Below are 12,142 nucleotides of genomic sequence, written 5' to 3' on the forward strand. Positions count from 1 at the left end.
TCGAGCATTACAACGAGAAGCATCCCCATAGCGCGCTGAAATACCGCTCGCCTCGCGAGTTCCGGCGCTCGATGGATTCAGCAACCTTAGTGTGACGCTGTGTCCGGTATTACAGGGGCAACTCCAGTCAAATCTTCGATCCTGCATGTCGATTTTGATGATGCTGGCCATGACGTGCGCTCGATGATAGACAAGGCTGTCCCATGCCTCGAGCGCGTCTTTTGAGTGAGAGATAGCCGCCCCGGCGGCTACTGCGATACTCACGAAGGCACCCCAGATCCAGGATGCTTTGTTCTTGCGTTTGGCCGTGTTCATTTTTCAAGTAAGTTGATATTGGATTGGCTGCCCAGGGTGCTCCTGGTTTCCCAGTCACAATATACCCAACACGTTTCGTGACCTCCTTTTTGCTCGTACGCGAGGTCGATGCTGACCAACCTGGAGGGCTTGTGTAGCGAGGGTTTCTCTGTCCGTGAACACCTCATCCGGTAACTGTTCGATTTTTGTTCCGCGATCGGTAGAAATGACATAGATCCGTCGTTATACTTTCGGTGAGGCGCAGGATTTAATAACCTGGGGAGAGGGGGCGTAAATTTTCATCCATGTTTCGAACATTCTGCAATTTCGTGGAAAGTCCCCCAATTTTTATTGAGGGGGCGGACGTCGCCAAATTGGGAATTTTCCTGAGCGATTACGTACCTGATCTTTCAGGTTTCGACCGTAATGAGCTGATCTCGCAGCTGGGCTGGCAAGCCGTGTACTTAGTGATTTAAGCTTACAACAAACCGAATAATGCAATTATTTGATAGATCCACAGTCGAAGTTCCTGCTGTCTTGCAGAGTTCTTATGCGAGGAAAGCTAGAGAAGAACTTCTTTATCTGTTCGAAATGGACGAGAAAGTACGAGCACAAACGCGGACGCCGCGTTTTGCGAATTTTCTCGATGACACGTCGTTGCAAGCAGCGCTATTTGACCTTTTTCATGGAAAATGTGCTTTCTGTGAATCAAAACTTTCAGGTGCTCCGCAAGTTGTCCCGTTTCGCCCGTCTTCGGACGTGTCACCAATGGGCGACGCTAGCATCCAGCATCTTTACTATGGCTGGTTGGCACTAGCCTGGCAAAATCTCTATCCAATCTGCAGCGGATGCAATAAAAGTGATCGGCATGACTTCTTTCCGGTCTACGGAAAACGGGTGGAATTGCCGTCCTTGATGACCCTTCGTCGCTATGTTAAGGAGGATACGGGACTTTGGCCAGAATATCCAATTAAAGAGCGGCCTGCACTGCTGGATCCGTGTGGAAAACGAAGGCCCCGACTCGCAATCGGACTCCATGAGAACGGAGAGCTGTTCTCGAAAAAGAGCTTAGCCGCTGGCAACACGATTGAGAAATTCGATCTGAATCGAAGCAACCTCGTTAGGCGTCGACGCCGAATCATTTACGGATACGTGTCTCGCCTATTGAAGTTGGGTCCTCAAGTGGAAAGTATTTCCAGAATGCCTTACGTATTCGCGTTTCAGGACCTTGAGTTTGGTGGTCTGTGGCACGGGCTGCTTTGCGACGCTGTCGAAGCAATTGTTGGTCGTACATTGCAAAATGAGAGGGCGCTGGATCGCAATTTCTGGGAGTTCTATAGGGATCACCCACGGGGGGCGTCGTTTCGCAAACAAGTTCTCCGAAAACTGATTGAGTGGCATCACACCAGCGAACCTCACCCTCAGTCCGCCGGCACGAAAGATATTCGTGATCCGGGCAGACTTATTTCGATTAAGCTGAAAAATTTCAAGTCCGTCGAGGCACTGGAGGTCAGACTGCCGACCGATCAGAGGCGTGATCGTGAGCTTACCCCCGCCTTACTGATTCTGGGTGAGAACGCAGTGGGGAAGAGTACGGTCCTGGAAGCAATTGCTCTGGGACTAAGCCCCGAAGCACTGGGCAAAGGCATGGATGGCGATCTGGACCGGTTCAGGCTCAATCCAGCCTATCTCGGTGGTAAGCGATCGTCGCGGCATCGTACTGCACGACTGCACTTCGAATTTGAGAACGGGAAGCGAACCGTCGCCATTGGTGAATCGTTCGCGGCCTCAGCGCAATCGCCCGTTCCTCTGATCTTTGCCTATGGAGCGTTCCGGCAATTTGTTGAGAATCGCCAAAGCAACACTGCGCTGTCTCCGGTCGCTACTTTGTTTAATCAGGAAGCCATTCTTCCAAATCCTGAGGAGTGGCTACTGGGGCTGGATTCGGATGATTTCGATATGGTCATACGTGCACTGCGCGAGATCATCAGCGTCGAAGGGAATTTTGAGATTGTCGAGCGGGATCATTCGGCAAGACGATGTTACGTGGTATCACGTATCGAAACCGGAGGCGGATCCAAAAGACTTCGTACGCCTCTGGGTACCGTGTCATCGGGGTTCAGGTCGGTGCTTGCGATGACATGTGACATTTTTCGCGGGCTCATGGACCGAATGCCCCAAAAAAAATCCAGGGGTCTGGATGTCGCAACAGGGATTGTACTGATCGATGAGGTGGAGGCGCATCTTCACCCGCGATGGAAAATGCAGATCATGAGGGGACTTCGGAGTGCGCTACCTCGGATGACTTTCATCGTCACAAGCCACGATCCACTTTGCCTGAGAGGGATGGAAGACGATGAGGTGGTCGTCATGCGGCGTGCTGTTCAAGACCGTCTGAACCCCGGCATCATGGTCAAAGTTGAGCTTAATGATGATCTCCCGAAAGTCAGTCAACTGACAGTTGAGCAGCTGTTGACGGCTGATTTCTTCGGACTTTTGAGCACCGACCGACCCGAGGTCGAGCAGCAGATGGCCCGCGTTGCTGATCTGTTAGCAAAAAGGCGAAATGGGGAGCTGAGCGAACAAGAGGCCGAAGTTGTGAAGAACTTTGAGGGCGAGATCGCAGAGTCCCTGCCCGTGGGATCGTCGGAGGCTCAACGTCTCGTTCAAGAAGCAGTTGCAGAGTTTCTGAAAGAGCGGCGCAATAAATCGGCTGAGCAAGCAGCAAATCTCCGAAAGGCGGCCAAGGACCGGATCCTCGACATCCTGCGGGGAGTCTAACGTGAGGAAAGTTGATCGAAGTGCGGTAGCGGCTCCCGCGGGGCTGAAGAGAAAGGACCGGAAACGAAAGACAGAGCTGGATCGCGCGCGTGATCATGTGAAGAGTACTGATCCCAAAAAAGGGACCGGCGTGTTCTCGGTGTACAAGTTGCCCGACGTGAAGCTGGCCCTAGAAAAGCTGTTTCACGGGAAATGCGCCTACTGTGAGAGTGCCTATGCCTCGACCGCACCCGTGGACGTCGAGCATTTTCGACCGAAGGGCGCAGTCGCAGAAGACGAGAAACATCCGGGGTACTGGTGGCTTGCCAGCGACTGGGAGAATTTGCTGCCTTCATGCATCGACTGCAATAGACGAAGAGGACAACGTACCCCTTCCGGCTTCAGCAAACTGCTGAAATATGACGAAAAATCGCGTGAATTCAATAAGTCTAAAATACTGAAAACGGGGAAGGCTGACAGCTTTCCGATATCGGGAACCCGCGCGCAGGCCGAACAAACGAAGTTCGATAAGGAAAGCGCTTTGCTGCTGGATCCATGTAGAGATAATCCCTCTGATCACATTGCCTTCAATGTGAATGGAGTGACATCTATCGCACTGGTCTACCCGAAAGGTGACGGCAATGTCGCGCGAACCCGATTCCATCTCGCGAAAACTGATGAGGCTAAAGATATCAACGAACACGGGAGCGACGCGGACGCACTTAGTCTGAGTGAGCGCGGTGCGATATCGATTCATGTGTACGGCTTGAACCGGCTAGGACTGGTCCATGAGCGCACCCGAATCCTGCGGCACCTCAATTTTCTCCGAGGTGTCGTCCTTGAACTGTTGACCGTAGCGGATGCGGTTGACGGGGACGATGAAATACCTTTGATGAAACGGCGGACAATCTCGCGGCGGTTGTGCGATTTGAGTGACCGCATTCTCGGGGAAATCAAGGAAATGGCACATGATTCAGCACCATATTCAGTCATGGTGAGTGAATGGATTGCCGAGTTCAGAAAGGAGCTTGAATGAAGGGGCGCGCTGGAGGCGATGCGGGGAGAAGGGGGGAAGTCCGGACGCGAATTCGATGTCAGTTAGGCGAGATGCCTCGCGTGCATGTACGTAGCTGTGGCGATCACGATTTCAGTTGGTCGAGTGCATCGATCTAAGCAATAGGCTGGTCCCCCGGCTAGCCTCAGTTGAGTTCAATGGAGTATTTAATAGGGTCGAAACATATATAAAAATGCATAATTGAAAATTTTTTCGCTTTGCCTTTCCGGTTTTTCGAAGTCGTTGCTATTTGAGGATATGAAGCGCTGAAAGGGAGGCCCTATGGCCCGACAGTTGACGAAAAGGACGCTTGCCGGCGTGACGATGACCCGTTTGCCACAGGTTCAGGTCGAGGTTGAGGAACTCCTCCGGCTAACGGATGAGATGTTGCTTGAGCGAGCTGCAATCGCTACGAAAGGAGCAAAAGGTTACTGTAGTTCAGAGGCTCTGGTCGCGCTGTATCGCGAGGCGTGTCGAACAGGCAATGCGAAGGTGGTGAACGGATTGATCCCCCGGCTCACGAGTCACTGCAGCAAGCTTGCCAAGCACAAGCTCTTCGTACGCGGTATCGATTCGGACGAGGCGACCCAGAACGTCGTGGACAGATTCGTTGACTTGTTGGTCGCCGCGGCAGGGGATGGACTTTGCGAGCAGCTTGACTTCTTTGAGGTGCTATTCGACAACGCGGTAACCTCGCTCGCCGCGAGCGAGGCGCGCCGCGCTCATGTCAGGTATTCACGGTCCGTGCCGATTTCGGGGGACACGGACGATGATGACGCACCAAATCGGGATCTGGCGGAGCGAGTCAGAGCTGACTTGTCTTTGCCACTGGGGTTGACCGAGCCAGAGCGGGGCGTGTTCACCGCTCAGGTGCTTGCTGAAATTGCGAATCTTCCTGAGGCGCAACGAACGCTGGCCATCATGACGGTTCTTGGGGTTCAGAGTGAATCGAACGACCCGAGGGAGCTGACCATTTCCGCTACGCTTGACGTCCAACCCAAGACGGTGAGGAACCGTCAGAAACGAGTCGCAGAGAAGCTCGTCAACTTTAAGGAGTGAATGATGACCATCAACAATCCTCAAGCCGAGCTGCAAATTGAGGAGGTGCTGTTGCAATTTGCAGCGGAGCGGGAACTGCCGACCGCTGATCAACTGAGCCACTATATCCAAGCGTTCCCTCAGTACAAGGACGATCTCATCGATTTCGCAGCGTCGTTGGTCAATGACACGTTTTCTGAGGAACCCGCCGAATCAGATGCCACCAGGGCGGTCGCTAGCCGTGCCGTTAGCCGCTTCCACAACCTTCGCTTCGAGCAAGAAAGAGCGCAGGTCGGGCGGGCGCCGAAAAAAGTGGAAAACCCCATCGCGCCCTTGTCGCGCACGGATTTCGGCCGTTTGGTTGAAGCGTTGGGTTTGCCAAAGCAGGTGGTGACCAAGCTTCGAGACAGAAAGATCAGTTTCCCGACGATTCCGAATGGCCTTATCGATGCGCTAACCCGCAACCTTCAAGTTGCGCGGGAGGTCACCGTTTCTCATCTGATGGCGAGACCAGAGGTGGCAAGACTGGCCACTTCTTCGTGCACATCCAGCGGGGCGACGTCTAACAAGCAGGAGTCGTTCGATGAGGCTTTGCGGCATGCTGGACTGTCTTCGGCTGATATTTTGGTGCTCATGAAGCGCTTCGCTCGCGAGCAGTGATCGTCGATTATCTATCTCTTTTGAGAGTATTCCTGTTCTAACCGATCGCCCCGTCAGCCTAGCAACGAGGCATCGTACCTTCTGTTGGACCTCAGTCGGCCATGAAACGTACAGTTCCGCGCGATTCATGGCCGACCAGATGCCGTCACGCAAGACTTACTCCGATTCTCGCTCTCACTTCCCTCTGACGCCACCGTAGAGAGTTCTACGTGCCCGCTGTGCGCCGAGTCGCCGTGCCCGCCTGACCTGATCTGCTGCCGTTCGGTATGGCCTGGGTGGCGCTGTTGGCCAGCTGTCGGGAAATGGGTGCGGATTGCCGGTTTCGCGAGTGACACTCGCAAAGAAAGCCGCTCGAGACTTTCCGGTTTTTGTGGCTCGATGCGATTTCCTTTGTGAAAGCCATCACCAGTGTTCGGCTGGTAAGGTAAACGATGAGGATTGCGAATCATGACTATTTTCTACCAAATGCAAAGCTGTCGCGAAGTTCGGAGTCTGGATGTGATCGAGGGCATCACGCTGGCTGAACTGGTCAGCACTGTGTCAGGGAGCATGGTTGAGCAACTGAAGGCATTCGAAGAAGACGGAGACCTCATATTGACGGAGGAGCGACTGATCGTGATTCTGCGCGAGAAGCGTCATCCGAAGCTGCACTTCCATCCACACTGTGAAGTCAAGGTGGTGGTGCATTTCAATGGCCGGGTGATCGAGCGCCTGGCGTCGCCCGCGATGACCGTCAGCCGCCTGAAGAAATGGGCTGACAGCGAGTTCGGCGTCGATCCCGTGCACGCCGCGGAGCACGTACTGCAATTGAGCGGGACGACCGAGCGTCCGATTGGTTCGACCCACTTGGGTGCGCTCACGCAGCACGGTGGCCACTGTGTTTCGTTCGACCTCGTGCCGAACGAGCGTTTCCAGGGGTAAGACATGAACGCCGCTCGACCGAGTTTGACACCCGATGCTCGCGCCTTTGGTGCGGATGTCGCGGCCGTACCGTTCTGTCTCGGTGAGGTGGACGGGAAGTGGCATTTGCGAGAAATCGTATGGCCGAAAGCATTAATCGACGTAAAGGCGTCCGTCGGTACCTTCTGCTTGCGCTTTGACCTCAGTGGCTTTCCGGCACAGCCGCCGACCGCTCAACTCTGGGACCCGGAGGCCAACTGCCCGCTACCGTTTCACCGATGGCCGCGTGGTAAGGGCGGGCGAGTCAGCGACGTATTCCGACCTGACTGGCAGCAAGGCACGGCGCTTTATCTCGCCTGCGATCGGGTGACGATCATGACGCATCCCAACTGGGTTTCCCAAATGCCAGCCAGGCTTTGGCGGACCAACGGATCCATCGTTCAGTATCTCGAGGAAGTCTATGTCCTTCTCAATTCGGAAGATTATTCGCCGCCTCCATCGTATTTTTGTGCCACTCTGGGCGTGCGTCGTTGCCTACCGCATTGCCTGCAGAAATAACAAAGAATACGTCATGCCGGCGGGCAATCTCATCCAGCTTGATTGCCTCTTCACTAAAATCACTTTTCGAAACCTCAGTATTGTTATTCAAGCTGAAGTTAAAGACACGCACAGAGTGATTCCGCCGACACTCGCCAATGAGTTGATCGAGAGCGTCCATGAATTTTGCGGAGCCATTCTCGTAATATTCCCCTGCGAATGCATCTTTCGTCTGCAACGCAATATCAATCAACCAACAACCGTCATCCTCAAGGCGCGCACTATACTCCGGATTAAATGTCTGAGCTCCAACCAGCAATCCGGCGATATACGTTCCGTGCTCGAGATCGCGATGATTTTCCGGAATACCGCCATAAATACCCTTAACCCAACTACTCAACGTATCCGCGATACCTCCGTCGACAACAGCCACCGTTGGATAAGCAACATTCTCCTTTGGCTCGGGAATGTCTGCGGGTAGTAAAGAGACGACAGTTGAGGTGCGCTGGATTCTCTGCGGTGCCGCGGCCTCGATAAGGGTGGAATTCTGATCCGTGGCCAACAGATTGGGAATCGCAACGGTCCGGATGTCGGGGTGGTCACCAAGCAGCGCCAACAACGTCCGATGTGCGTCAAACGAATAATCTCCATCGACCCTGAGTTGCTCTCCCACTTTTGACAGAGAGGAAATGCCATCGAGCACGGCAAAACCTGGAGAGTCCGTCAGACCAATGTATGCCGACGAAACTGATTCGAGCCCGCTCTGAAGTACAACATAGATCCCCAAGGAACGACTGAGTTCGACCAGAGATCGGACAAACGTGTCAGCTGGTAGATCTGCAGACCGTAGCGTGTCGGAAGCCGAACGAAGCTTCGCCAACGCACTGGAAATCGGTTCGAAGAAGCGAACCGAATACATCGGAGCCAATTTCTGCTCATTAAGCAGACGAATGGCGCTCTCCGTATCCGGGATGCGTCGGTCCGCGACCGACCACAAGTGGAGATTTTCCAGCGCCCCCAGTTCCGACCGCTCCCGATTCGGATCTAAAACTAGGTCGCCGTGTTTGTCGAGCCTGCGCTTCGTCTTCGCATCGGCCGCCTCAATCCTCTCGAGAACACGACTCAACCCAACATCATCGGCACGAACAATAAGTTCCCCGATGTCGGCCCCACCAACAACCGGAGCGGTATCTTGGGTGAACAGCCTTCGGACGGGACGATGAGACTTCGCCCAGGCCTTCTCCTGAAGGCTAACTTTGACAAATCCGGTCGGACCAAAGCGTACGCTACTCTCACCAAGCTGCGCCTGGATCGTTCGAATGCTGTTTGTAACATACGTACGATGAGCCGCGAATGCGTCATCACGGTCGGCATAGAAATCGGTCTTTTTCCCGCCCGGAACCGTTTTGCGATCCCGCTGCAAGGCAGACGGGTTCGACACATACAACAGCGGATAGTCCGCGGCCATTATTTTCCCCGTTGCCGGGTCAAGTCACCCAGCGACTTATCGTTGTTCTGTTGACACCAAATATTTCACCAAGCTCTACAGTGGTGAATGAATATCGTTCAAGTACCGCTCGAGCGAATTCCTTCAGCGGATTGTTAACGATTTCAATCGCTTGCTTGGGCACTCTCGCCGCATGTGTACAAATCACCGTCTGCAGACGCTCTGCGAAGGATACATTCGGCCCATCTAGAATCCAACTCTTTTTTATTGACTTAACAACGTCTTGAATCTCAGCGCCGGACGCCCCGTCCAATATACACGCGAGCAACTTTGACTGAGCACGTCCGAAGTCGATAGGCTTCGCGTACCGCTCGATTATTTGCGTTCGCCCGAGTTGATCCGGTTTGGGCATCTCAATCTGAAGCTCGAACCGGCGCCAGATAGCGGGATCGAGCAATTGAGGATGATTGGTGATGCCGATAGTGAGCCCGTGATGTGCTCGCTCATCCAGATTTTGAAGCAAAGTGTTAACAACGCGCTTTATTTCACCGACTTCATTAGGGTCATCCCGTAGCTTCGCGATTGCATCAAATTCATCCAAAACCAACAAGGCACGATGACGGTTCGCAAATGCGAACAAGTTACCAATGTTGCGTGAGGTCGTACCAAGAAACGACGACATCAAGCCGTCCAATCGCGCAAGGATTACAGGAAGCTTCATTTGACGGGCGAGCCAGAGCGCCAGTTCGGTCTTTCCTGTTCCAGGATCACCGAACAACACGCAACTCCGCGCCGGTTCAATGCCGACCGCCTTAAGTTCGGTTGCGCGACTCCACTCCGTGACCCAAGTATTCACTGCCGTCGACAATGCGTCCGGCAAGATAGGACCGACTTCTGGCATTGACTTGGCCACAAGAACCGTGGCTACTGGCGCAGCCGTTTCTCGATCGACTGGAACTCGCGAGCTCCGCGTCAGCGGCTCGCCAGTGAGAAGCGACGACGCTCCGCTTTGCATCGGTGCGACTGGCTCCCCATTTTCGGGAGACGAGACAAGCTTGCGGATTGTCTCTGCGTCTTTCACTTCTCCCGCCTTCAAGAGTTCGTCCGCAAGGCGCCGCACGAGCTCGGGCCCGCCCGGCGCGCTCATCGCAGCGCCACATAGCTCTTGAACCACGCCTGAGATGTGCGATTTTGATGACTTCACGTGCATGAAACCGACCAAAATGTGCAGATGAGACTACATGACGCTCATTTCGTCAAGCAGCCTCATCATGGTCAGCCTGTTACCCCTACGAAAACGGTGTCGACGCACTCTCAAGTCAGCGCTGCACGAATGGCCTCCTGAAGCCAGACGAAGAGCTCGTATGCGCGTCCAGTCGTTAGAAGGAGGGCACCACCCAGCAACATAAGCTGACTCCAGATATGACGCACGGGAGAGTAGCGCCACGTCAACGCCCACAACCATCCGCACCAGGTGCTATTGGTAGCGGCGAACGCGCGAAGCCCTGCAAGCCCGTTGATGGCAATCGCCGATACGCACAACGCAATCGCACCACCGTTCTGCAATGTGACTTGGAGATCCTCACGGATCAAGGTTCCCCAGAACTTTCCAGCCGTTGCCGTCGCAGCGAACGCGAGAATCTGTGGTGGTACGTTGTCTCGAATGATCCCGAGCAGCAAGTACGCTGTTAGTGCAGCAGCAGTGGCTGGAAGGAGAGCCAAGGTGGTGGGGCCAATGTCACGATCCCGCCCAAATGCGACGAGAGACGCCAATGCGCTCGGGATTATCACTACAACAATCGCATTCTTGAGGAGCGATTCAATTTGCTCGAAGTGGCGAAAGAAAAACCATACGACCAATAGCGCAAGAAACATGATGGGTAGCAACCAATTCTGCGTGCCCCCACCATTATTTGGCGGATCGCGATACATGTTGTTGGTCACGTTGTTGTTCGTAACCTTGACCGTGTCTCCCACGTGGTTGCCAACGCCTTTGACCTTGACCGAAGTGTTCTCGTAGTGGCTCATTGATACGTTTCCTTCTTCATAGTTTATTTGCAGGCGTCCCGCCTGACCGAACTACTCGACTGCAACGAAACCAGGATTGATGGAACTGAAATCCCGGCGATTTTGGACTACGTTGCGGCAACCAAGCGCGAACATATCGATGTCTGCCACTTCGCTCGGTGATTGACCATGTAACACACGCAGAGCCTCCGAAACCGCGAGCGCTGCCGTAAAAGCGCCGACAAAAGCTGCTCCAACCGCTTTCTCCGCCAATTGAACAATGCCGCATTGGCTAACCTGCCCTTGCTTCACCAAATGGACGTAGGCTTCGCTAAGGACCGGCTCTGAAATCGGGTGCGGCACCCACGTCTCCGGTGTAGTGCGAGATGCAGGGAACGTGTGCACACGGAGGCATTGGAAATCGTCGTATCGACCTCCCAGTCCGGCCTCGACAATGAAGCTAAAGCCTGCGGCATCGAGCGCGCGTCGGGCCTCCGGATTGTCGACGCCGCAGAATACAAGCGAAGGCTCCCCAAGACCACGCCGCGTATCAGAATCGAAGCCGCGCTCAACAATATTCGTTGAGAAACCCTTACGCTCCATCCACGCAGCCACGACCCGCGTCTTCTTGCTGTTCTTGTCACGGGCATTTGTGAGCACCGAGGTACTTTCCGTCGAAGCACCGACGACATCCGTATCCTGCAGAATCAGATGCGGCCGCATATCCTGCTCGCGCGGGTAAGGCAGTAGACTCAAGCACCATGCAAATGCTTGGCCAAGGTGCCCCAATCCGAGCAACCACGCTGACGATGGAAGCACTTGCAGCCTAGGACCGTCGGCGTGTGCTACCACCCACTTCAATTCTCCTGGCGCCCACAGTGACAAACCGGTGGTCTCCAATCCAGTGCCACTTCCGTCGCTGACATAGCGAAACGCTTCGCTCACCGCAAGTGCTGCAGCCGCGACTGCAGCGAGTGGCATGACGTATCCATCGGTCGCCGTGACCATCTCGAGCCGCTCATCCACCGGGGTCACGCCTGCGCGCCAGCCCGCCATGAGAAGGCGAATGTGAAACGGCGAACGTGGATCACCGGCGGCTCCAACCTTGATGATCGGAACACCCTCTGCCGGTTCCACCTCACGCGCACCTGCACGCTTTAGCGCGTCGCGCAGCAATTTCTCGTCGCCAAGCGTGTGGTGAAGCGCCACATCAAGGACTCCCGATACGGATACGCCACCGAGGAACGCACGTCGGCCCAACTCCACAAGTGCAATCGCTGCGATTTGCTCGTGCAGGCAGAATGACGCTGATAGGTCAAGGTGGAGGCGAAATCCGTCGGCGATGGCCTGCGCTTCGTCGAAAGACTTCGCTCGCCCGCTATCAACCAGTCGCTTGACCGTACGGTGTAACGACTCTGCATGGAATTGGCTGGTCACGATTTCCC

The 12,142-nt window shown here is 54.5% G+C and carries 9 protein-coding genes; 5 read left to right on the forward strand and 4 right to left on the reverse strand.

Annotated features, from left to right (window positions below; translation table 11 throughout):
- Positions 1-789: 789 nt before the first annotated feature.
- The 5 genes from G3N93_RS06625 to G3N93_RS06645 all read left to right on the forward strand — a co-directional run bounded on the left by G3N93_RS06625 (position 790) and on the right by G3N93_RS06645 (position 6,727).
- Positions 790-3,075 (forward strand): AAA family ATPase, encoded by a 2,286-nt coding sequence (locus tag G3N93_RS06625; RefSeq protein ID WP_206121611.1) that lies wholly within the window; start codon positions 790-792, stop codon positions 3,073-3,075.
- Between the two features lies 1 nt (position 3,076).
- Complete coding sequence (locus G3N93_RS06630) at positions 3,077-4,090, forward strand: hypothetical protein (RefSeq protein ID WP_206132599.1); 1,014 nt, start codon at positions 3,077-3,079, stop codon at positions 4,088-4,090.
- A 300-nt stretch (positions 4,091-4,390) separates the two neighbouring features.
- Positions 4,391-5,167, forward strand: a complete 777-nt coding sequence (locus tag G3N93_RS06635; RefSeq protein ID WP_206121613.1) for a hypothetical protein — start codon at positions 4,391-4,393, stop codon at positions 5,165-5,167.
- A gap of 3 nt (positions 5,168-5,170) precedes the next feature.
- Positions 5,171-5,806 carry a hypothetical protein gene (locus G3N93_RS06640; RefSeq protein ID WP_206121614.1) on the forward strand — a complete coding sequence of 212 codons (636 nt, stop codon included), beginning with the start codon at positions 5,171-5,173 and terminating at the stop codon, positions 5,804-5,806.
- Positions 5,807-6,253: 447 nt separating this feature from the next.
- The gene (locus G3N93_RS06645; RefSeq protein ID WP_206121615.1) at positions 6,254-6,727 is read left to right on the forward strand and encodes a hypothetical protein; all 474 of its coding nucleotides are present in this window, start codon (positions 6,254-6,256) and stop codon (positions 6,725-6,727) included.
- Between the two features lie 448 nt (positions 6,728-7,175).
- Here the strand turns inward: G3N93_RS06645 and G3N93_RS06650 are convergent, their stop codons facing one another.
- From G3N93_RS06650 to G3N93_RS06665, 4 genes are all read right to left on the reverse strand, one after another.
- Positions 7,176-8,711 carry a S8 family serine peptidase gene (locus G3N93_RS06650; protein WP_206132600.1) on the reverse strand — a complete coding sequence of 512 codons (1,536 nt, stop codon included), beginning with the start codon at positions 8,709-8,711 and terminating at the stop codon, positions 7,176-7,178.
- 19 nt (positions 8,712-8,730) lie between these two features.
- Positions 8,731-9,894: an AAA family ATPase gene (locus tag G3N93_RS41465; RefSeq protein WP_206121620.1), complete on the reverse strand. Its 1,164-nt coding sequence runs from the start codon at positions 9,892-9,894 to the stop codon at positions 8,731-8,733.
- A 110-nt stretch (positions 9,895-10,004) separates the two neighbouring features.
- Positions 10,005-10,718, reverse strand: coding sequence for a hypothetical protein (locus G3N93_RS06660; protein WP_206121619.1), 714 nt, complete (start codon positions 10,716-10,718; stop codon positions 10,005-10,007).
- A gap of 51 nt (positions 10,719-10,769) precedes the next feature.
- Entirely contained in the window at positions 10,770-12,134 is a 1,365-nt protein-coding gene (locus tag G3N93_RS06665) for a hypothetical protein (protein WP_206121618.1), read from the reverse strand.
- Positions 12,135-12,142 lie beyond the last annotated feature (8 nt).

Origin of the sequence: Burkholderia sp. Se-20378 (assembly GCF_017104665.1) — a bacterium.
Taxonomy (GTDB): domain Bacteria; phylum Pseudomonadota; class Gammaproteobacteria; order Burkholderiales; family Burkholderiaceae; genus Burkholderia; species Burkholderia lata.